This window comes from Ruegeria jejuensis (assembly GCF_041537905.1).
GTDB lineage: Bacteria > Pseudomonadota > Alphaproteobacteria > Rhodobacterales > Rhodobacteraceae > Ruegeria_C.
Genome location: NZ_JBGRUO010000015.1, coordinates 45,270 through 66,447 on the forward strand (window position 1 = coordinate 45,270; position 21,178 = coordinate 66,447).

The 21,178-nt window shown below is 60.9% G+C and carries 24 protein-coding genes; 18 read left to right on the forward strand and 6 right to left on the reverse strand.

Going from position 1 to position 21,178, the window contains the following annotated elements; translation table 11 throughout:
• The first annotated feature begins 141 nt into the window (after nucleotides 1-141).
• From ilvD to AB1E34_RS16795, 4 genes are all read left to right on the forward strand, one after another.
• A complete protein-coding gene (gene ilvD / locus AB1E34_RS16780) occupies nucleotides 142-1,875 on the forward strand; it encodes a dihydroxy-acid dehydratase (protein ID WP_372573479.1) in 1,734 nt (577 codons plus the stop codon).
• The gene (locus AB1E34_RS16785; protein WP_372573480.1) at nucleotides 1,856-2,449 is read left to right on the forward strand and encodes a hypothetical protein; all 594 of its coding nucleotides are present in this window, start codon (nucleotides 1,856-1,858) and stop codon (nucleotides 2,447-2,449) included. Before ilvD ends, AB1E34_RS16785 begins: the two co-directional genes overlap by 20 nt.
• Nucleotides 2,450-2,559: 110 nt before the next feature.
• Nucleotides 2,560-3,321, forward strand: a complete 762-nt coding sequence (locus AB1E34_RS16790; protein WP_372573481.1) for a DUF6478 family protein — start codon at nucleotides 2,560-2,562, stop codon at nucleotides 3,319-3,321.
• Nucleotides 3,322-3,330: 9 nt separating this feature from the next.
• Nucleotides 3,331-3,702, forward strand: a complete 372-nt coding sequence (locus AB1E34_RS16795; protein WP_372573482.1) for a hypothetical protein — start codon at nucleotides 3,331-3,333, stop codon at nucleotides 3,700-3,702.
• Between the two features lie 16 nt (nucleotides 3,703-3,718).
• On the opposite strand, the gene AB1E34_RS16800 is transcribed toward AB1E34_RS16795, so the two are convergent.
• Both AB1E34_RS16800 and AB1E34_RS16805 read right to left on the reverse strand, forming a co-directional pair.
• Nucleotides 3,719-5,011, reverse strand: coding sequence for an NAD(P)/FAD-dependent oxidoreductase (locus AB1E34_RS16800; protein ID WP_372573483.1), 1,293 nt, complete (start codon nucleotides 5,009-5,011; stop codon nucleotides 3,719-3,721).
• Nucleotides 5,012-5,075: 64 nt separating this feature from the next.
• On the reverse strand, nucleotides 5,076-5,846 hold the full coding sequence (locus AB1E34_RS16805; protein WP_372573484.1) for an IclR family transcriptional regulator: 771 nt from the start codon (nucleotides 5,844-5,846) through the stop codon (nucleotides 5,076-5,078).
• Nucleotides 5,847-6,127: 281 nt separating this feature from the next.
• Here AB1E34_RS16805 and AB1E34_RS16810 point away from each other — a divergent pair, with 281 nt between their 5' ends.
• From AB1E34_RS16810 to AB1E34_RS16820, 3 genes are all read left to right on the forward strand, one after another.
• Nucleotides 6,128-7,120: a taurine ABC transporter substrate-binding protein gene (locus AB1E34_RS16810; protein ID WP_372573485.1), complete on the forward strand. Its 993-nt coding sequence runs from the start codon at nucleotides 6,128-6,130 to the stop codon at nucleotides 7,118-7,120.
• Nucleotides 7,121-7,230: 110 nt separating this feature from the next.
• Complete coding sequence (locus AB1E34_RS16815) at nucleotides 7,231-8,037, forward strand: taurine ABC transporter ATP-binding protein (RefSeq protein WP_372573486.1); 807 nt, start codon at nucleotides 7,231-7,233, stop codon at nucleotides 8,035-8,037.
• Nucleotides 8,034-9,308 (forward strand): ABC transporter permease, encoded by a 1,275-nt coding sequence (locus tag AB1E34_RS16820; protein WP_372573487.1) that lies wholly within the window; start codon nucleotides 8,034-8,036, stop codon nucleotides 9,306-9,308. Before AB1E34_RS16815 ends, AB1E34_RS16820 begins: the two co-directional genes overlap by 4 nt.
• An 84-nt stretch (nucleotides 9,309-9,392) precedes the next feature.
• Here the strand turns inward: AB1E34_RS16820 and dalA are convergent, their stop codons facing one another.
• Complete coding sequence (gene dalA, locus AB1E34_RS16825) at nucleotides 9,393-9,881, reverse strand: divisome-associated lipoprotein DalA (RefSeq protein ID WP_372573488.1); 489 nt, start codon at nucleotides 9,879-9,881, stop codon at nucleotides 9,393-9,395.
• A gap of 166 nt (nucleotides 9,882-10,047) precedes the next feature.
• Between dalA and AB1E34_RS16830 the strand changes: the two genes are divergently transcribed.
• Both AB1E34_RS16830 and AB1E34_RS16835 read left to right on the forward strand, forming a co-directional pair.
• Nucleotides 10,048-10,647 carry a L,D-transpeptidase gene (locus tag AB1E34_RS16830; protein WP_372573489.1) on the forward strand — a complete coding sequence of 200 codons (600 nt, stop codon included), beginning with the start codon at nucleotides 10,048-10,050 and terminating at the stop codon, nucleotides 10,645-10,647.
• Nucleotides 10,648-10,786: 139 nt separating this feature from the next.
• On the forward strand, nucleotides 10,787-10,969 hold the full coding sequence (locus AB1E34_RS16835; protein ID WP_372573490.1) for a hypothetical protein: 183 nt from the start codon (nucleotides 10,787-10,789) through the stop codon (nucleotides 10,967-10,969).
• A gap of 60 nt (nucleotides 10,970-11,029) precedes the next feature.
• On the opposite strand, the gene hemH is transcribed toward AB1E34_RS16835, so the two are convergent.
• Nucleotides 11,030-12,091 carry a ferrochelatase gene (gene hemH, locus AB1E34_RS16840; RefSeq protein WP_372573491.1) on the reverse strand — a complete coding sequence of 354 codons (1,062 nt, stop codon included), beginning with the start codon at nucleotides 12,089-12,091 and terminating at the stop codon, nucleotides 11,030-11,032.
• A gap of 57 nt (nucleotides 12,092-12,148) precedes the next feature.
• A complete protein-coding gene (locus AB1E34_RS16845) occupies nucleotides 12,149-12,979 on the reverse strand; it encodes a methyltransferase domain-containing protein (RefSeq protein WP_372573492.1) in 831 nt (276 codons plus the stop codon).
• 46 nt (nucleotides 12,980-13,025) lie between these two features.
• Here AB1E34_RS16845 and AB1E34_RS16850 point away from each other — a divergent pair, with 46 nt between their 5' ends.
• From AB1E34_RS16850 to AB1E34_RS16865, 4 genes are read left to right on the forward strand one after another with little or no spacing between them, the layout of a single operon-like run.
• Entirely contained in the window at nucleotides 13,026-13,724 is a 699-nt protein-coding gene (locus AB1E34_RS16850) for a double zinc ribbon domain-containing protein (protein ID WP_372573493.1), read from the forward strand.
• 36 nt (nucleotides 13,725-13,760) lie between these two features.
• A complete protein-coding gene (gene grxC, locus AB1E34_RS16855) occupies nucleotides 13,761-14,018 on the forward strand; it encodes a glutaredoxin 3 (RefSeq protein WP_306201799.1) in 258 nt (85 codons plus the stop codon).
• Nucleotides 14,018-14,848, forward strand: a complete 831-nt coding sequence (locus tag AB1E34_RS16860; protein ID WP_372573494.1) for a carbon-nitrogen hydrolase family protein — start codon at nucleotides 14,018-14,020, stop codon at nucleotides 14,846-14,848. Before grxC ends, AB1E34_RS16860 begins: the two co-directional genes overlap by 1 nt.
• A gap of 12 nt (nucleotides 14,849-14,860) precedes the next feature.
• A complete protein-coding gene (locus AB1E34_RS16865; RefSeq protein WP_306201802.1) occupies nucleotides 14,861-15,301 on the forward strand; it encodes a MarR family winged helix-turn-helix transcriptional regulator in 441 nt (146 codons plus the stop codon).
• 2 nt (nucleotides 15,302-15,303) lie between these two features.
• Here the strand turns inward: AB1E34_RS16865 and ubiG are convergent, their stop codons facing one another.
• Entirely contained in the window at nucleotides 15,304-16,050 is a 747-nt protein-coding gene (gene ubiG, locus AB1E34_RS16870; RefSeq protein WP_372573495.1) for a bifunctional 2-polyprenyl-6-hydroxyphenol methylase/3-demethylubiquinol 3-O-methyltransferase UbiG, read from the reverse strand.
• A gap of 49 nt (nucleotides 16,051-16,099) precedes the next feature.
• On the opposite strand from ubiG, the gene pip reads away from it, so the two are divergent.
• The 5 genes from pip to AB1E34_RS16895 all read left to right on the forward strand — a co-directional run bounded on the left by pip (nucleotide 16,100) and on the right by AB1E34_RS16895 (nucleotide 21,158).
• Nucleotides 16,100-17,077 (forward strand): prolyl aminopeptidase, encoded by a 978-nt coding sequence (gene pip, locus AB1E34_RS16875; protein ID WP_372573496.1) that lies wholly within the window; start codon nucleotides 16,100-16,102, stop codon nucleotides 17,075-17,077.
• Nucleotides 17,074-17,913 (forward strand): ABC transporter substrate-binding protein, encoded by an 840-nt coding sequence (locus tag AB1E34_RS16880; RefSeq protein ID WP_372573497.1) that lies wholly within the window; start codon nucleotides 17,074-17,076, stop codon nucleotides 17,911-17,913. Before pip ends, AB1E34_RS16880 begins: the two co-directional genes overlap by 4 nt.
• A 244-nt stretch (nucleotides 17,914-18,157) precedes the next feature.
• Nucleotides 18,158-18,952, forward strand: a complete 795-nt coding sequence (locus AB1E34_RS16885; RefSeq protein WP_372573498.1) for a TIM barrel protein — start codon at nucleotides 18,158-18,160, stop codon at nucleotides 18,950-18,952.
• 82 nt (nucleotides 18,953-19,034) lie between these two features.
• Nucleotides 19,035-19,979, forward strand: coding sequence for a sugar ABC transporter substrate-binding protein (locus AB1E34_RS16890; protein WP_372573499.1), 945 nt, complete (start codon nucleotides 19,035-19,037; stop codon nucleotides 19,977-19,979).
• A gap of 93 nt (nucleotides 19,980-20,072) precedes the next feature.
• Nucleotides 20,073-21,158, forward strand: a complete 1,086-nt coding sequence (locus AB1E34_RS16895; protein WP_372573500.1) for an ABC transporter permease — start codon at nucleotides 20,073-20,075, stop codon at nucleotides 21,156-21,158.
• Nucleotides 21,159-21,178: the final 20 nt, after the last annotated feature.

A 21,178-nucleotide genomic window follows, 5' to 3' on the forward strand; every position in this document is an offset into this window, starting at 1 on the left:
TTCCACTGTCACCGGATTGACGGACGGTAAGCACTGACCCGGTGGATTGCAAGATGCGGGGATCAAAGGATTTCCATGACACTTGTGTCGCCCGCGGCGGGGGGCTATTGCCATCTGAACCATTCTTCCGGGAGTCCAGCCATGCTCAAGCGCAAGTTCGACAAGACCAAATTGCCCAGCCGCCATGTGACCGAGGGGCCAGAGCGCGCGCCGCACCGGTCCTACCTCTATGCGATGGGGATCAGCGAGGATGAGATCCATCAGCCGCTGATCGGCGTCGCGACATGCTGGAACGAGGCCGCGCCCTGCAACATCGCGCTCAGCCGCCAGGCACAGGCCGTGAAGCTGGGCGTCAAGGCCGCCAGCGGCACCCCGCGCGAGTTTACCACCATCACCGTCACCGACGGGATCGCCATGGGCCATGAAGGCATGCGCTCGTCGCTGGCCTCGCGTGAGGCAATCGCCGACACGGTCGAACTGACCATGCGCGGCCATTGCTATGACGCCATCGTGGGTCTGGCGGGTTGTGACAAGTCGCTGCCGGGGATGATGATGGCAATGATCCGGCTGAATGTGCCGTCGGTCTTCATCTATGGCGGCTCGATCCTGCCCGGCCGGCTGGAAGGCAAGGACGTCACTGTTCAGGACGTGTTCGAGGCCGTTGGCCAGCATCAGGCGGGCAACATGACCACTTGCGAGCTGGAGAAGCTGGAACAGGTGGCCTGCCCCAGCGCCGGGGCCTGCGGCGGGCAGTTCACTGCCAACACCATGGCCTGTGTGTCCGAGGCGATCGGGCTGGCGCTGTTCAACTCGTCGGGCGCACCCGCGCCCTATGAGAGCCGCGATCAATATGCCGAAGCTTCGGGCGTTGCGGTGATGAACCTGATCGAGAAAAACATCCGCGCCCGCGATATCGTCACGCTGAAATCGCTGGAAAACGCCGCACGCATCGTGGCCTGCACGGGCGGCTCGACCAATGCGGGCCTACACCTGCCCGCGATGGCGCATGAGGCCGGGATCGATTTCTATCTGGAAGACGTCTGCGAGATTTTCCGCGACACGCCCTATTTCGTCGACCTGAAACCGGGCGGGCAGTTCGTGGCCAAGGACCTCTATGAGGCGGGCGGCGTGCCTGCGGTGATGAAAGAGCTCAGCAAGGCCGGGCTGCTGCACGAGGATTGCATGACCGCGTCGGGCTATTCGGTGGGCGAAGAGCTTGAAAAAGTAGACCGCGCTGCTGATGGCCGGGTCATTCATCCGGTTGAAACCCCGCTCTCGACCACCGGCGGTGTGGTCGGTTTGAAGGGCAATCTGGCCCCCGAAGGCGCCATCGTGAAGATCGCGGGGATGAGTGAGGAACAACTCAGCTTCACCGGTCCGGCGCGCGTTTTCGAATGCGAACAGGATGCCTTCGACGCGGTGCAAAAACGCGAATACGAAGAAGGCGACGTGTTCGTCATCCGCAACGAGGGTCCGTCAGGCGGCCCCGGCATGCGCGAGATGCTGGCGACCACGGCGGCTTTGTCCGGTCAGGGCATGGGCAAAAAGGTGGCGCTGATCACCGATGGCCGGTTCTCGGGCGCGACACGCGGGTTCTGCGTGGGCCATGTTGGCCCCGAGGCGGCCCATGGCGGTCCCATCGCGCTGCTGCAAAACGGTGACATGATCACGCTCAACGCTATCGAGGGCGCGATCTCGGTCGATCTCAGCGATGACGAGCTTGCCGCGCGAAAGGCGGCGTGGTCCGGCCCGCGCGAGACGATCTATGCCTCGGGTGCGTTGTGGAAATACGCGCAGCTTGTCGGCGAGACCTACAAGGGCGCGGTGACCCATCCCGGCGGCAAGGCGGAAAAGCATGAATATATGGACCTCTAAGGTCCGTATCGCCGCGCTGTCTTTGGCGCTGCTTGGGGGGTGCGACGAGCTGACAGAGCCGCAGCACGGGCAGGCTTTGCCCAGCTCTGCGGTGCTGGCGGGCGGTGATATCGTGCTGCGCGCACCGCGCGGCTATTGCGTCGAACAGCGCTCTGTCCGGAACGGCAGCAGCAACAGCTTTGCCCTGCTGGCGCGCTGCGACACGCTGGGCGCGGGCAGGGGCTCTGCCAGCCAGGGATTTGCGCTGATCACGGTCACCACCGAAGCCCGCGCCGATGCGGTCCAGCCGGATGCAGACGCGATCGCGCGTTCCGCCGCCCCGGCCAAACCCGGCGCCAGCCGCGACTATGGCGACCTCGCGATTGTGCGTTTCGACGAGACGGCCCATCGGGTGAGCGGCGCGAGTCCGCAGGTCTGGCGCACCGCATTTGTGGAGAATGGCAACGTGGTCGCGCTGGCGCTTTACGCCGAAGAGGGTAGCCCGATGCTGGGCGACCGGGGCGCGCGCATCCTGTCCGAACTGGCCCGTCGCACCCGCGCAGCCAGCGCCCAGGTTGCGCCCGGCCAAGGCTGATCATCCCTCACCTGGACAAAAAAACCACCTTCGACGCGTTAATGGGTTTATCTGGTTAAGGTCCTTTCGATACACAGGAGGGACAACATGTCATCAACGGCAAACGGAAAATGAGCAGGGTTCTGGATCGGTTGTTCCACAATCGCGCGTTGCGGCGCTGGCAGCTGGCGGCACAGGAGGCGGGCGATCTCGACCTGTCGGCCCTGCGCCAGCAGCGCAATCAGGCACGGGCGTTGCGCAGGCATCTGGATCAGCTGATTCACGTGGCCGACGGGCGTCTGGCGCGGCCCGAGATCGGGTCGTCGTTCTTTTCCAAACCACATGGCACCGATTGGTCCTGGCGGCCCGAATTGTGGCGCGGGCCCTTGCCGGTGTCCGGGATCGCCTCGGCCCGGAACCGCTCGTCGCTGGGGGGCGAGGTGACGCTGTTTCACGACTGCAGCCAGTCCGAACTGACCCTTCGGCAATGTCGCAATCTGCGGGAAGAAGATCTAGCCCCTTTTGGGCTGCGCATGGATGTGCTGCGTTTTGAGGGCTCGTTCCTGTCGCTGGTGGTCGACTTTCCGCCCGAGGCCACGGAGGGGCTGTCGCGCGGGCATCTGATCCGGGTTGACACCACGATCACTTCGGAAAAAACCATCGAGACCTTTGCCCGCCTGAACATCCGCCATGGTCCCAATACCGAACAGATCACCCGCGAGTTACCTCTGGGCGACGAGGATGTGATGGTTGAATTTGACCTTGCCTATTCCCGCCTGAACGAAAAACGTATCGAGAAGATCTGGCTCGACCTGATCTTCGAGGCGCCCGATTTCAATCAGGTTGTCATCCGCGATCTGACCCTGTGCCGGGTCCGCCGCGCCGCATTGTAAGGGGGCTGCATGAGCGAGCTGACACTCACCAAGATCCGGCTGAGCAACGGCATCTGGCAAGGCCGTCTGACCGGCGCGCCGGCGGGCCAGCGTCCCGAGATCGGCGTGCGCCATCACGATGAGCCGGTCGAAACGGTCGAGTTGACCGAGGGCGAGAGCGGTGATTGGGACCTGAAGATCACCATACCGGCGCTCGCAATTGCTGACGGGGTCCAGAGCTTTGTGATCTTCGACCCGGCGACGGGTGCCAAGCTGGGCGACTTCGCGTTGATCGTGGGCGAGGCGGCATCAGAGCATCTGCGCGCCGAGGTCGACCTGCTGCGCGCCGAACTGGACATGCTCAAGCGTGCCTTCCGGCGTCATTGCATCGAGACCAGCTAGGGTCCGAGGCAGCATTCTACCGTTCGAGCCGATCCATGAGTCGCATGGCCCGGATGGCGGTTTCCATACCGGCCAGTTTGAGCGCGCGCAGTGGGACACGGCGCGGCGGTGTGATCGGAAATGGCAGGCTTTCGGGCGGCGCGCCTAGCGCGCGTTCCGCCAGAACGCGGCCCATCACATGCGACATCGCCACGCCCCTGCCATTGTACCCCAACCCGATCAGCAGGCCGGGCTCCGGTTCATGCAGGTGCGGCAGATGATCGTCGGTGATGGCGATGGTCCCGCCCCATTCATGGGTCCACTCGGCCTGCTCAAGCTGCGGATAGACGCGGCACGCATCGCGTTTCAGCCAGTCGAAGCCGCTCAGCCCGCCCCGCCTGTCCATCCGACCCAGACCGCCATAGACCATGCGATTGTCCGGCTCGCGACGCGCATACATGATCACGCGGCGACTGTCCGAGATCGTGTGCCCCTCGGGCAGGATTTCTGCCGCCACCGAGTCGGGCAGCGGGGCGGTGGCGATCTGGATGGGAGTCAGGGGAATGATGGTCTTTGGCAAGTCCGGCAACAGCGCCGCACTGTAGCCGTTGGTGGCAACGATCACCTGTTCGGAGGTGATCGTGCCGTGCGGGGTGCGGATGATCCAGGCGCCATCGCGTCGCTCAAGCGCCTGTGCCGGGGTCTGTCCGAAAATTCTCGCCCCCCGTGCTTTGGCCGCCTGCGCCACACCGCGCGCCAGCATAAGGGGCTGCACCGCGCCGCCGCGCGGGGTGAGAACGCCATGGTCATAGGCCTTGGTGCCCGTTCTTTGCGACAGATCGGAACCCGAGAGCATCTCCATCCCCGCCCCAAAACGGTTCCAGGCGTGAAGATCGGCCTCGGCCTTACGTCGCGCAGCATCGGAATGCAGCACCCTGAGCCAACCCGCCTGCCGTGCCCGGCAGTCGATCTGGTATCGGTCAATCAGCGCAAAAAGCTCATCGGCGGAGTTCAGCGAGACCTCGGCCAGCTGCTCGAACCGGGTTGGGCCGACCCGGCTCTGCAGCTGGGTTGGCGAATTGAACGGCAGCATCGGATTCACTTGACCACCATTGCGCCCCGACGCGCCCCAACCAACATCACCGCTATCGATCACGGCAACTTCTGACCCGGCCTCGGCCAGCGCCAGCGCCGCCCGCAGGCCGGTAAACCCCGCGCCGATGATTGCTACATCCGCGCGCAACGTGTCCTTCAAAGGTGGGTTGGGTTCATTCTCTGGCGCGGTATCGAGCCAGATCGAAGCGGGCCAGGAAACAGGTGTGATGCTCATGTTCTCTCGCAATGCAGAACTCGTGTTCCAGTATGTGAGAGCATTGCGCGCCCTGTCAATCGTCTTAAGCCGGCGCCGCACCGCCGATCCGGTCCGAGACAGCGCGCGCCGTTTCTTGCACTCTTGCAGCAAGGGCAACGAAACTGTCTTGATCGATATTGGCCGTGAGGGTCCAGAGCGACAGGCAGGCGGCGACCCTGTTCTGTTCGTTCCAGACCGGGGCGGACATGCCCATGACCTGCAGGAATTCTTCGCGAATCGCGGTGGCGTATCCGGCCTCTTGAATCTGCGGCAATTCGGCCAACAGAGCGTCGGATGAGGTGTGGGTGAACTCGGTGTATTTTTCAAAGGATGCCGAATCCAGATAGGTCTGCAAACGCCTGTCCGACAGATGCGCCAGAAACATCTTACCAGCCGCGGTGCAGTGCAGCGGCGCGCGATCTCCGGCGCGGGGCGCATAGCGAACAGCGTCGAAATTCACTGTTCTGAGATACAGGATCGCATCCTGATCCAGCACCACCAGTGCCGCGTTCATCTTGGTTTCTTCGCTCAGCCGGGTCATCGGGTCCGCCGCCGCCTGTTGCAGATCCGACCGGTTCCAGGCCGCGTGCGCCCATTGATGAAACCGGGAGCCGGTCTTGTAGGTCCGGCTTTCCGCGTCATACTCGACAAGACCTTCGCCTTGCAGGACCGCCAGAATCCGGTGGCAGGAACTTTTGACGAATTGGGTATCCGCCACGATCTCGGAAAAGGCCATCGGTTGCCGGGCATGGGTGAGCACGTCCATGATGATGGCGCATTTGGTGACGATCGAACTTTCAGCGGATCTGCCCATCCATGGCTCCTTTCTGTCTCATGCGATGCGGAACCGGTGGTTGGTGAAGGTCAAAAATTGACCAGTTCGGTCTCGGCAATGCGGGGTCGTTTGAGAAAAAAGTTGACGTTTCGCAAGGTCACTGAATACTCTTTTATTCCAGAACGCAAGTTCTGCATAACGATAGATGGGGGCCCGCCTAGTATTCAGATCACGCGCTTTGGACAACAGGACAAAGCCGCTTGAGTGGGTCATAATGATGGTGCGGCACACCTCGCGAAATTGCCCAACAGGAGGACAACATGAAGAAAACACTAGCAACATTAGCTGCATCCGGGATGCTCGCATTCGCGGGTCAATCAGCGGTGGCACAGGAAGAGATCACAGTGGCCTACTTCCTGGAATGGCCGATGCCATTCCTGGCGGCCAAAGCCTCGGGTGCTTATGACGAAGCACTTGGCAAGAAGGTCAACTGGGTATCCTTCGAGACCGGCACGGCGATGAGCGCGGCCATGGCCTCGGGAGATGTGCAAATCGCGGTGTCGCAGGGTCTGCCACCCTTTGTGGTTGCCACTTCAGGTGGGCAAGACCTCCAGATAGTTGATGTGGCTGTCAGCTACGCGGAAAACCAAGGCTGCGCTGTACACTCCGATCTCGAGATCGACAAGGATTCTGCTGGTGAGCTGGCTGGTAAGAAGGTAGCCGTTCCGCTCGGAACAGCGGCGCATTACAGCTTCATTCGTCAAATGGAGCATTTTGGCGTTCCGCTCGACAGCCTCCAGATTGTTGATATGCCGCCGCCAGAAGGTGCCAACGCATTGGGCCAGAAAGCGGTCGACTTCGCCTGTGGCTATGGCGGTGGCTGGGCAAACATGCAGGAGTTTGGCGACGTTTTGCTGACCGGCGATGAGAAGCAAGAACTGGGCATTCTCGTATTTGACGTAACATCCTCGCCAGCATCATTTGTTGCAGAGAATGGTGATGTGGTCGCTGAATTCGTCAAGGTGACCGCTGCAGCAAATGCGGAATGGAATGCTAACCACAGCGATGAAATGCTGGCTGTGATTGCAAAAGAGTCCGGCATGGACGTCGAAGCCGCAAAAGGCGCGATTTCGACCATGAAATTCCCGTCTGTCGATGATCAGCTTTCCGAGACATGGCTTGGCGGCAATGCTGCAACGTTCATGAAAGGCGTTGCGGATGTCTTTGTGGGAGCGGGTTCGATCGACTCGGCGCTCGACAGCTATGAAGACGCGGTCAACACGGGTCCGCTCAGCGCAGCGTCCGGTTCGTAACACCTGGTTGCCTGGCGCGAAGACAGCATCGCGCCAGGCAACAATCAGACGTCGGGTGAACAGCGCGGATTGCCCGGCATGTCAATTTGGCAATCGACAGGTGAGGACGGATGACCGGACTATCGATACAAGACCTTTCCATGCGCTTTGAGCTCCCTAATGGCAGTGCGGTTCAAGCCCTTGAAAACGTGTCTATGGAGTTGAAAGAAGGCGAGTTGCTGAGTGTTCTCGGCCCTTCGGGATGCGGCAAGACAACCTTGCTGAACATCGTTGCCGGGTTCCTGGCGCCAACAAGTGGAAAGCTCATACTGAACGGCCACGAAATCACCGGCCCGGATGCCGAGCGGGGGATGGTGTTCCAGAAGGGGGCATTATTCGAATGGATGTCGGTGCGTGAAAATGTCGGCTTTGGTCCCAAGATGAAGGGAATGCCCGAAGGTGAAAAAGCCGAAATCGTTGACCATCTTCTGGACGTTGTCGGCTTGCAGGACTTCAAGGAAAAGGCGGTTTACGAATTGTCTGGCGGCATGCAGCAGCGTGTGGCGCTGGCGCGGTGCTTGGCCAACGATCCCGATGTCATCCTCATGGATGAGCCTTTGGGCGCGCTCGACGCGCTGACCCGCGAAAAAATGCAGAGCCTTGTCCTGAAGCTGTGGAAAGAGACCGGAAAGACAATCATCCTGATCACCCATTCGGTGGAAGAAGCGCTGTTGCTGGGCGAGCGGTTGATCGTCATGGCGCCACGTCCGGGTCGTATTCACAAGGAGTATAGGCTTCCCTTTGCTGAACTGGGGGTCGGGGCCGATCTGCGCGAAGTTAAGAAACATCCCGATTTTGGCCCCAAGCGCGAGGAAATTCTCTCGATGATCTGGGACATGGAAGAAGAAATCATGGGACGCACGGAGGACGCCGCATGACCGGATTTTTTGTTCTCTTCATCTATCTCGGGATCTTTGCTGCGTCGTACTTCATCGTGACGAAGGTTGTTCATCACGCAACGATTCGGGACTACACGTCGCTTAAGACGGTGACATTCGGCGACGAAAGCGCGGTCCGACCGAACCGGGTGGCCGGCGTCATCTCGATCATCACCATCTTCTTCATCTGGGGCATGTTCACGGGCTCGGCCCTGTTACCCAAGTTCCTCCATGCACCGGGACCGTTCGTGGGCACCACAGAGTTCACCTATACGGTCGAGGCAAACGGGGAAACGGATGATGCGACCGTTACGGTCGTTGTCTATCCCCGTGACGAAAAGGTAGATCCGCCCGAGGTCGATCCAGGTGACGGGCTTGCCAAGAATGATTCGATCTCCATCGCGCAATGGAGAACGGGACTGGTTCGCGTCGACACAAATGACGATGTCAGCAAGAGCGATGGCGCGGAAGTCATTGCAATCGATGGCCAGCCGATCAAACGTGGCGAGACCGTTCAGATCGAAAACGGGTCGGTCACGCTGTCCGACAAAGGCACACCAAATGTCGCGCCCAGCCGTGGCTGGCAGATGGAACCGCTGTATCTGCCGCCGCCGGAAGAGGTCTGGAAGAGGACCGTGACCGTTCTGAGCGAGGGGTTCCGAAACTTCACCCTGTGGGAACATCTGGGCTATTCGTTGTTCCGCGTTATTGCGGGTTTCCTATTGGGCGCACTTGTCGGAATCCCGTTAGGATATGCGATGGGTCTGAGCGACTGGTTCCGCGGCTGGTTTGATCCCATCGTGGAATTCATGCGCCCGGTGCCGCCGCTGGCCCTGATCCCCCTGGTGATCATCTGGTTCGGCATCGGCGAGGGCGGCAAGATCATCCTGCTGTTTCTGGCGGCGTTGTGGATCATGGCGATTGCCGCGCGATCCGGCGTGTCGGGCGTGAACATTTCCAAGGTGCACGCGGCCTACTCGCTTGGCGCAAGCAAATGGCAGATCATGCGCTATGTGATCATCCCAAACTCTCTGCCCGAGATATTCACGGGTGCGCGCGTGGCAATGGGGGTCTGTTGGGGCACGGTTGTTGCCGCAGAACTGGTTGCTGCGGAACAAGGTGCCGGCATGATGATCATGGTCGCGTCGCGGTTCCAGAATACCGATATCGTGATCCTCGGTATCATCCTGATCGGCATCATCGGCTTTGGCATCGACATGCTGATGCGCTGGGCCGAGCGCGTGCTGGTGCCCTGGAAAGGCAAGAGCTGATCCAATGAAAACCGCCGCCGCGAGGGATCGCGGCGGCGGATGTCTCATGCAACGTGCGTGATGATTAAGGGCATCCTGGCAGCGTTAGCTGCCCATCTCCAGCGTCCACCAGATCTTGCCGTTGTTTTCCTGAAACCACGAAAAGCCCATGTTGCGGGCCTGCGGGTCCATGATGACCGACCTTGTGCCGGGCTGTTCCATCCAGGCAGACAGGGTTTCAAGCTCGGTCTCGTAGGATTCCGAGATCGCCTCGCCCAGGAACTGGCCAAAATATCCGGCGCGCTGGGCGCGATCCAGCGGCGACGAACCGTCCGAGCCGAAATGCCAGGGGCGGTTTTGTACCGACATGTCGCGTGCGTGCGTCGCGGCCGCTGCGTTGAGCTGCGCGTTCAACTGCACCGTCGACAGCCCGGCAGCCGAGCGCAGGGAATTGACCGAATCAAGCATCCGGAACTGGACCTTCGATCCGTCTCCCCTGATTCGGTACACGCCCGAGCCGTTATTCTCATATGAGGGCGTGCAGGCAGCCAGAGCCCCCATCAGCATCCCGACAAGCAAAACTAGACGCAACATCCTGTCACCTTGAGCCGTTTCTTTACCGGCAGATACAGCGAGCCGCGCTCAGGTGCAAATGCGCGTGTGCAACACAGCGCCCAAGAGATGCGGTTTGATTTGCGACTGAGGCTTTCCGGCAATATCATGCCAGCAGGTTCTTTTGTTCTGAATTGAGGTCCAAACTATGAAGCGGAAGTGCATTCCCCCCCAGACGCGGCGCGGTTTTCTTGCTGGCGCGGCATCGGTGCTGGCCTCGCCCGCGCTGGCGCAATACATTCCCGGCGATCCCCTGCGGCCCGCGCCAGAAGACGAACCAGCGGTTGATCGCAACATTTCGAGCTTTCGCGCACTCAGCTGGCAGCCCTATTTCTCGAACACCAGAAACGGTGCGATTCTTGTGGATACACAGTCGCGCGCCCTGCATTACTGGTCCGAAGATCAGTCCATTTATAAGCTTTACCCATCTTCCGTACCGCTGACCGAGGACATGACCCGGCGCGGACGCACAAGCGTGATCCGAAAGGTCGAAGGCCCCACCTGGGCACCGACCCCGTCAATGAAGAGGCGCAACCCGGAATGGCCCGATTTCATTCCGGCGGGCCCGGACAATCCGCTGGGCACCCATGCGCTCTACCTGAGCTGGAAATACTATCGTATCCACGGCACCCATGACACGCGCAAGATCGGCCGTCGGTCATCCAATGGCTGTATCGGGCTTTATAACGAGCACATCGCCGAGCTTTTCTCGATGACGAATGTGGGTACACAAGTGTTGCTAATTTGACGACATTTGGCGGTTCAAAGGTGGAGAATGGGCAACAACCATTTGCAATCCCAGCTTATAGTTGCTTAGAAAACCCCACGAGGTAAGTCTTGAGAGTGCGGTTTGGAAATACCGAATCGTACGCATCCTGGAGGTTAATATGAAGAAACTCGTTCTCGCCGCTGCCCTGACTGCTGCAGCTTCGACCGCATTCGCCGGTAACCTGGAAGAGCCCGTTGTTGAGCCGCCGGTCATCGTTGAAGAGACCCAAGGTTCGTCGGGTGGCATCTGGCTGCCGCTGATCCTGCTGGTCATCGCGGGCGCGGCTATCGCAGCTAGCTAAGCTGACGATACAAGATCTTGGAAAAGGCGGTGGCTTTTGCCCCGCCTTTTTCTTTTGCGCTCAGTCCAGCCAGCCCTTCAGGTTGTCCTCGACCACTTTCGAGAGTGCTGAGATATGGGCGGCGTCATCATTGAGGCAGGGAATATAGGTGAAGGCCTCGCCACCCGCCTCTTCGAAACTCTCCTTGATCTCTTCGTTGATCTCTTCCAGCGTTTCGATGCAATCGGCCGAGAAGGCGGGCGCGCAGACAGCGATATTCTTCTTACCCTGCCGCGCCAGTTCGGCCACGTGATCCACCGTATAGGGTTTCAACCACTCCTCCGGCCCGAATCTTGACTGGAAGGTCGAGACGATGTCGGTCTCAGCCCAACCCAGACGTTCTTTCAGCAGGCGCGTGGTTTTTACGCATTGGCAGTGATAGGGATCGCCCTGCTGCAAATAACGCTCTGGCATGCCGTGATAGGAACACACGAGGATGTCGGGCCGATCATCGAGCTTGGCATAGGCCGTCTCGATCGACCGCGCGAGCGCGTCGATATAGGCGGGTTCGTCGTAATAGGCCGGGACCGTCCGGCTTGAGGGTTGCCAGGCCTCGTCCATCAGCGCCCGAAAGAACTGATCGTTTGCGGTGGCCGAAGTGGCCCCCGCATAGTGCGGATAGAGCGGGAAGAACAGGATGCGGTCGCATCCGGCCTCGACCATCACGCGCACCTTCGATTTGGTCGACGGGTTACCGTAGCGCATGCAGAAATCAACCATCACCCGGTCGCCATAGCGCGCGTGCAGCGCCTCGGACATTTTTGTGGTCTGGTCCTTGGTGATCGTCATCAGCGGGCTTTCGCTGCGGTCATGGTTCCAGATCGACTTATAGGCCGCGCCCGAGGTGAAGGGCCGTTTCGTCAGGATGATCAATTGCAACAGCGGCTGCCATTTCCACGCCGGATAATCGATCACCCGCTGATCCGAGAGGAACTCGTTCAGGTATCGCCGCATCGGCCAGTAGGTGTAGTTGTCGGGTGTGCCCAGATTGGCCAGCAAAACGCCCACCTTGCCCATGCGAATCGGCGGGTGATCTGCCGGGGCGTGTTGCGGGCGGGCAGCGGGCTGGGTGGCGTCTAGCATCTGGGGCGTCCTGGGTTTTGAGCGTTGTCTTTGCAGATAAATGGAATGTTGCTGGCGTCAATCGGGCAGTTTTGTCTCACCTGTGCCCAGCGCTTCGGCCAGTCGCGTCTTGGCAGAGCCGGGGCGCAGCGGTTTTGGCTGGCTGTCATCGGGCGCCCAGCCGGTCAGGCACAGGATCTCGAACGTGGCGGGCAGTCTTTGGTCGGATTGGGCGAAATGGTCGGAATAGAGCTTGTTGGCCCGCTCAAACAGCGCGCGCCGGGTGAAATGGCGGTCGCGGGCGGTCAGGATATTGGTCTCGCCCATCGCGCGCAGATCCTGCATCAGATGCGGCAGATCGCGATAGCCTGCGGTCAGGGTGAAGCTATCGGCTACCGGCAGCGCCAGTCCGGCTCGCTGTAGCAGCGCACCGAGGTCGCGAATCTCGGCCATGGGCGCGATACGCGGGCTGAGCCCGCCCCGCGCCTCGATCTCGGCCTGAGCCAGAACGGCGCGCAACTCGTGCAGGGTCTGCCCGCCAAGGCTGACGCATAGAAACAGCCCATCGGGCCGGAGCGCGCGGCGGCACTGGATGATCTGGCCAACCGGATCATTGGCCTGATGCAGGGACATGGCATGGATCACCAGATCAAATTCCGAAATGGGCAGGTCCAGGACCTCGCCATCCTCGACAATGCGCGCGTCGGGGAGCTGCGCGCGCCAGATCGTCGGGAAAGGCGTCACGATTGCGATATCCGTAAACACTCTCTTAACCAGCGACAGGCGATCCTGCACTTCGGTCAGGGCCGCCTCGTGCAGAAACAGCGCATCCGCCTGCACCCGCCTGCGGCGCTGGCGGAGGGCGGGTCGGTCAAACAGGGCCGGTGTATCAGAAGGTGGCAGTCTCATGGCGCGCAGATAACCCATGTGGGCAGGAATTCAAACCGCGGTCGAGATGATCTATCCGCCCCGCTGTGTCAGCTGCGGAGAGCTGGTGACCAGCGATTTCGGACTTTGCGGCCCCTGCTGGCGCGACACGCCGCTGATCACCGGCACGATCTGCGAAAGCTGCGGGGTGCCGCTGCCTGGCGAAGTGGATGGCCACCGCATCGAATGCGACGATTGCATGCAGACCCCGCGCCCCTGGCAAGAGGGGCGCGCGGCGCTGACCTATACGGGTCGGGCGCGCAAGATGATCCTGGCGCTGAAACATGGCGACCGGCCCGATCTGGCTCGGCCTGCGGCAAGATGGATGGCGCAGGCGGCAGGTCGGATGCTGCAACCGGATCGCCTGCTGGTTCCGGTACCGCTGCACTGGTCGCGCCTGCTCAGGCGCCGCTACAACCAATCCGCGTTGCTGGCCACGCATCTCGCAGCTCTGAATAACCTGCCCACCTGCCCGGATATGCTGCTGCGCACCCGCTCCACCCCGAAACTGGACGGCAAGACACGTGATGAACGCACCGCGCTGCTCACAGATGCTATTCGCGTGAACCCGCGCCATGCAGGGGGCCTTTTAGGGCGCGACGTGGTGTTGGTGGATGATGTGATGACTTCGGGCGCAACCCTGACCGCTTGCGCCGAGGCCTGCCTGAACGCAGGGGCAAATCATATTTTCGTGCTCACACTGGCGCGCGTTGCCAAGGATGCCTAGTTGCCCGTAGATTGCCGCGACTCAAGGGAACAAGACATGAAACCGGTTGAAATCTATACTTCTCCGCTCTGCGGGTTCTGCCACGCTGCCAAACGCCTGTTGACACAGAAAGGCGTCAGCTTTGACGAGATCGATGTGCTGCGAAACCCGAAGCGCAAACCCGAGATGATCGAGCGTGCCCGCGGCAGCCGCACGGTGCCGCAGATATTTATCGGTGGTGCGCATGTTGGCGGCTGTGACGACCTTCACGCGCTTGACCGGGCAGGTAAGCTCGACAGCCTTCTGACCGCCTGATGCGCACCGCACTGCTGCAGATCACGTCCTCGGACGATCCTGCTGCGAATCTCGAAATGGTTCGCGGTCTGGTTGGTGATGCAGCAGGTCAGGCGGCCGCGTTTGTGCTGACGCCCGAGGTCACCAACTGCCTGTCAACCAGCACGACTCACCAGCGCGCCGTCCTGCACCATGAAGAGGATGACCCGACGCTTGCTGCCCTGCGCGAACAGGCTGCCGCGCTGAAGATCTGGCTGCTGATCGGGTCACTCGCGCTTAAAACCCGTGGCCCGGATGGCCGCTTTTCCAACCGGTCGTTTCTGATCGGCCCGGATGGGGCGGTCGTGGCACGCTATGACAAGATTCACATGTTCGATGTGCAGGTGTCCGAGACCGAAATCTACCGCGAATCGGCGAATTACCGGCCCGGCACGCGCGCGGTGGTGGCCGAGATGCCCTTCGGCAAGCTGGGCCTGAGCATCTGCTACGATCTTCGCTTTCCCCATCTCTACGCCGCGCTGGCGCAGGCGGGCGCGCAGGTTTTGACAGTTCCGGCGGCGTTTTCGCCGGTCACCGGCGGGGCGCATTGGGAATCGCTGCTGCGCGCGCGCGCAATCGAAACCGGATGCTATGTTCTGGCACCCGCCCAGACCGGGACACATCCGACCAGCCGGGGCAGGCAACGCACAACCCATGGCCACAGCCTGGTGATTTCGCCTTGGGGAGAGGTGCTGATCGACGCAGCGACCGATCCGGGCATTCACATTTTCGATCTGGATGTTAGTTCTGTGACAGAGGCGCGCCGAAAAGTGCCCTCGCTCACCCATATGCGCCATTTCGATGGCCCCTGATCCAGATCCGAAATGAACGACGATACCAATTCCCTTGCGGCTTCGCTGTTCAGCGAAATCCTCACCTCGGACCAGTTGCTGCGCAACCGGCTGAGCCGTGTATTGCCCAAAGGGATGGAAATCTCGCATTTCTCGGTGCTCAACCACCTGGTTTTTGTGGGGGATGAGCGTACGCCGGCGCAACTTGCCGGAACCTTCCACGTGACCCGTGGGGCCATGACCAACACATTGGCCAAGCTGGAATGGGCGGGCTATGTGCATATCCGCCCCGATTGGGACGATGCGCGTCGCAAGATGATCGCGATCAGCCCCGCCGGGCGGCGGGCGCGGGATCAAGCGATCTCGTCCATTACGCCGCTCATCAACGCGTTTGTCGATGATCTGGGGATCGAGCGGGTGCGCAACGTGCTGCCCGTACTGCGCGATCTGCGGCTGAAACTGGAAAACGAATAGGCTCAGCCGGGTTTCACGCTGGCGGTCACGTAGTTGACGCTCAGATCTTTTGCCGAGATCGACCAGGACCAGAGCAGCGGATTGAACACGAATCCCTTTCGGTCCACCGGGTCTAGCCCGGCCTGCCGCAGCAGATCAAAGAGTTCGTCCGGCGTGATGAACTTGGACCATTCATGCGTGCCGCGCGGCAGCCAGCGCATCACCACCTCGGCCCCGAAGATCGCCATCGCATAGGATTTCGGATTGCGGTTGAGCGTCGAGCAGACCTGTAACCCACCGGGTCGCAACAGTTGTTGTGTCGCGGTGAGATAGCTGAGCGGGTCGGCGACATGTTCGACCACCTCCATGTTCAGGACCACATCGAACTGCTCTCCGGCCTCGGCCAGCGCCTCGGCTGTGGTGTGGCGGTAATCGATCTCCAGCCCCGATTGCTGGGCATGGACCTGTGCGACGGGAATGTTGCCTTCGGCGGCATCCGCACCGACCACATCCGCCCCCAGCCGCGCCATCGGTTCACTGAGCAACCCGCCGCCGCAGCCGATATCCAGCAGGCGCAGCCCGGCAAAAGGGGCAGGCACGGTCAAATCACGCTCAAACTCGGCGGCGATCTGCCCGGTGATATAGTCCAGTCGGCACGGGTTGAGCATGTGCAGAGGCTTGAATTTTCCCGCCGGATCCCACCATTCTGCTGCCATTGCCTCAAATTTCGCAATTTCTGCCGGGTCAACGGTGGATTGATAGACTTGCATTCCCGTCTCCGTATGCTCTTTTACCGCTTGAGCACTATATAGGGCGGTAATGGACAAGTATCCCGACCAAAAGCGCGCAGTTCAGTATCTTTATCCGCCGATCGACCCGTTCGATCAGCGCATGATAGATGTGGGCCAGGGACACCGTATCTATGTGGAACAATGCGGAAATTCCAATGGCAGGCCTGTTGTGGTTCTGCATGGCGGACCGGGTGGCGGATGCAGCCCGGCGATGCGGCGTTACTTCGATCCGGACGTGTACCGAGTGATTCTGTTCGATCAGCGCGGCTGCGGCCGCTCGCGTCCGCATGCCTCGGTTCAGGACAATACCACCACGCATCTGCTGTCGGATATCGAGGTGATTCGCCGTCAGCTGGAAATCGACAGCTGGGCCGTCTTTGGTGGCAGCTGGGGCGCAACGCTGGCGCTGGTCTATGCGCAGGCGCATCCCGACCGAGTCGCGCATCTGATCCTGCGCGGGGTGTTCCTCATGACGCGGGCCGAGCTGGACTGGTTCTATGGCGGCGGCGCAGGCAAATTCTGGCCCGAACCCTGGGAGCGGTTCTCCGCCCTCATCCCCGAGGATGAGCGCGACGACATGATCGCCGCCTATCACCGCCGCCTGTTTTCCGGAGACTTGCAGGAAGAAACCCGCTATGGCCGCGCCTGGTCGGCTTGGGAGAACGCGCTGGCCTCGATCCATTCCAACGGGTCTACGGGGGAAAGCCCCGGCGATTATGCCCGCGCGTTTGCCCGGTTGGAAAACCACTATTTCATGAATGACGGCTTCCTGGAATTTGACGGGCAGATCCTCGCCAACATGGACCGGATCGCGCATATCCCGGGGCATATCGTGCAGGGGCGCTATGACATGATCTGCCCGCCTACCTCGGCCTGGAAATTGAGCGAGCGCTGGCCCAGTTGTCAGCTCAAGATGGTGCGCAATGCCGGTCACGCCCTGTCAGAGCCGGGCATCAGTGCCGAGTTGGTGCGCATCATGGACCGGATCGCGGAGCAGGGAACGTGACCCGCCTCGACCGCCGCGCGCTCTTTGCCTCTGGTGCCGCCGCCGCCTTGCTTGCGGCGACCGGGTTGTCGGCACAAGCCGGGCCGCGCGCAGGGGGCACCCTGCGCGTTGCGGTTCCGCGCGAGGGCGATGTGCTGGGCCTGATCGCCCGGCGCGCCGTCTTTGAAACACTGACCGAGATCGGCCCCGACGGTGCCCTGCGCGGCGAGTTGGCAAGCGCCTGGGACAGCGATGCCGATGCGCGTGTCTGGCATTTCGATCTGCGTGAGGATGTCCGTTTTCACGATGGCAGCCCGTTGCGCGCCGCGGATGTGAGCGCCTCGCTGGCACGACTGCCACGTCTGGCATCGGCGCAGGAACTCTCGCCCAGGCGTCTGCGGCTGGCGATGACGCAGCCCGTGCCGGACCTGCCGCTGTTGCTGGCCAAAGATCACTTCCTGATTGCACCCAACGGGCAGTTCGGGGCGACGCTTGCCGACGCGGTTGGAACCGGCTGCTACCGCGTGACCTCTGCCCGTGACGGCCGACAGTTCCGGGCCGTCCGGGTGGCGGATCATCACCGCACGGGCCGTGCGGGCTGGGCTGAAGCGGTCGAGATCATTGTGATTCCCGACGCCGCCGTGCGTGCCGAGGCACTCTGCGACGGGTTTGTCGGCGCGACCGTGCTGCCGCAGGCCGACGCGATCAGGGCGCGCGGTGAATATCGCTGCCATCCCTCTGCCGATGATATGCAAATCGCGTTTTCATCGCAGGTTGGCGCCCCTGAACGGATCGGCCCAACAACCTCGCTGGGCGATCTGCGTATTGCTGAGCGCTGGTGGCTTGCTGAGACCTGATCCGGCATTTGCCTGACGGACAAAGACTGCCGGGGCTTCCTTGCGATCCCCGATGCGCGCCCTCCGAAATGGGTGTTCTTTCGTATATCTAGCAGGTCCTCCCTACTGAGACACAATATTTGCGCCGGTATTTTCTGACTTCAGGAAATTTATGCAACCGGTTGCAAAAATGGAAATTGCCGCTACAGTAAATGATGCTCGTGGGAGGAGCCGGTCTGAAATGATATCGTTTGGCCTGAACCATATGACAGTACCGCGCCTATCTGCGCGGGGCCTGCTGACTATGGCGAGCGCTCTGGGCTGCACCGGTGTCGAGTTCCGCAACGATCTGAATAGCCCTCTGTTTGATGGCGAAGACCCCAAAGATATCGGGGCCGCCGCGCGCGCGGCCGAACTACGCATTCTGGCGCTGGCCGAGGTCAAAGCGTTCAACGACGCCCCATCGGACAAACTGCCCGCCGCGCTTGATCTGATGCAGATGGCTGCCGCCTGCGGTGCCGAAGGGGTTTCGCTGATCCCGCAGGTGGCGACGGGGTCAACCGGACGGGATACCCAACGTCTGGCCCTGCGCGCGGCCTTGGAGGTCCTGCAGGCTCCGCTTGAAGATCACGGCCTGACAGGGCTGATCGAACCGTTGGGCTTTGCCCAGAGCACAGTGCGGTTCAAGAGTGATGTCGTGGCCGTATTGGACGACATGAACCGCCCCGCCTGTTTCGGCATCGTGCATGACACGTTCCACCATCATCTGGCTGGCGAGGACAGCATCCATGCCAAGGTGACAGCGCTGGTGCATATCTCTGGCATCACAGACCCGGCTCCGACATCGGAACAGATGGTCGACACGCATCGTGTGCTTGTGGATGCGGATGACCGTCTGGGCAATCTGCCCCAGTTACACGCTCTGCAAGCCGCAGGCTATGACGGCCCCGTTTCGTTCGAGGCTTTCGCGCCCGAGATTCACAATATGGCCCAACCCGCCCAAGCGCTGGCACGGTCACAGGAATTCATCACATCACATCTGGCCCGGAGAGCCGCCTGATGGGCGTGATGGTCAATCGGCCTCGAAACGAGGTCCCGGTATCAAGGCAACGTGCGCCGGGCACGATCCAAGGGAGGAAACCATGAAGAAACTACTACTTGTCAGCGGTCTGGCCGCATTGATGGGAACGTCCGCAATGGCCGAGACCATCGGGGCCACCATCGCGCGGTTTGACGACAATTTCCTGACCGTCATGCGCAACGGCATGACCGAACACGCGGCATCGCTGGATGGGGTGGACCTGCAGGTCGAGGATGCCACCGACGACGTGGCCAAGCAACTGGACCAGATCAACAACTTCATCGCTTCGGGCGTTGATGCGATCATCGTGAACGCCGTCGATACATCCGCGACCCAGGCAATGACCCAAGCCGCCGAATCCGCCGGTGTGCCGCTGGTTTATGTCAACCGCGAGCCAGCAAATGTCGACACATTGCCTGAAAATCAGGCCTTCGTGGCGTCCAACGAGATCGAATCCGGAACACTCAAAGCCTTCCAGATCTGCCGCAATCTGCGCGGGGAAGGCAAAGCGGGCGGTGCCAAGGGCTATGTTCTGATGGGGCAGCTGTCCAACCAGGCAGCGGTTCAGCGTACCAAGGACGTGCATGACGTGGTCGGCATGGACATGTGCAACTTCATGGAAATCATCGACGAGCAAACCGCCGAATGGTCGCGTGACAAGGCCCAGGACCTCATGACCAACTGGCTGTCCTCGGGCGAAGAATTCGACTTCGTCCTTGCAAACAATGACGAAATGGCAATCGGTGCGATCCAGGCGATGAAAGCCTCGGGCATCGACATGGCCGCCGTGCAGGTCGGTGGTGTGGACGCCACGCAAGATGCGCTGGTGGCCATGCAGTCTGGTGATCTGGACGTGACCGTGTTCCAGGACGCCCATGGTCAGGGTGCGGGCTCGGTCGATGCAGCACTGGCCCTGGCCCGCGGCGAAGAGCTGGATCAGAAGGTCTACATCCCGTTCAAGCTGGTGACGCCGGACAACGTTGCCGACTTCCTGTCGCGCAACTGATCCGACACCCGAAGACCGGGCAGAGCGGCGCGCGGTCGCTCTGTCCTGACACGACCCAATCGCGGCATCACTGATCCAATCGGGGAGCACCAGATGGCTGAACAATCCCATGGCATAGGTGGACTGAAATATGACAAGTCCAAACGGTCCTGGCCGGGCGAAGTGAATATCTTTTTTGCCCTGATCATTATCATCCTCATCTTCGAGGCGCTTGGTCAGATGCTTCCGTATATGCGCGGTCAGAGCATGTTGTTCGACTTCAACACCAACCGCGACGGAACCATCCTGAACATCGCCCGGATCAAGATCATCATCCTGCAGGTGGCGATCATCGGGATCATCGCGCTTGGGGTCACGCAGGTGATTATCTCGGGCGGGATCGACCTGTCGTCAGGGCCGCTTGTGGGGGCGACGGCGATGATCGTGATGTCATTCGCCCAGACCGAACTGGTGAACGGCCAGCTGAACCCCAAGGCGGTGTTCGGAGCGTGGGCCTTTGATCTACCGGTGCTCATACCCGTGATCGTGGGGTTATGTTTCGGCGCGTTCATAGGAGCGATAAACGGATCGCTCATTGCGTTCACCGGCATTCCGCCCTTCATTGCCACACTGGGCATGTTCCTGATCTGCCGCGGCATCGCGCAGTGGTGGACCCGTGGTCAGCCCGTGTCCTTCCCCACTGAAAGTTATGCCTGGCTGGGATCCGGCATGATGCCGGTGTTCTGGTTCCTGCTATTGGCGTTCCTTTTCCATTTCGTGCTGAAATTCACCGTCTACGGCAAACACACCTATGCCATTGGCTCGAACGAGGCTGCGGCGCGGATGTCGGGTATCAACGTGCGCCGGCACAAGGTCATGGTCTACATGATCGCCAGCATGCTGGCCGCCTTTGCTGCGATCATCCTTAGCTCCAAGAACCTGACCGCGCAGACTGGCATGGGCCAGTTCTATGAACTGTTCGCGATTGCGATGGCGGTGATCGGCGGGGTCAGCCTGACCGGCGGGCGCGGCTCGATCATTGGCACCGTTCTGGGCGCCATGGTGTTCGGCGTGATCCAGTCCGGGTTTACCTATATCAAGCTTGATGCATTCTATCAGCTGATGGCCATGGGAGCGATCATCATCAGCGCCGTGGTTCTTGATCAGTGGCGCCAGAAAAGCGCTGCGGCCAAGGCTTAGGGAGGAGGAACTGATGAGTG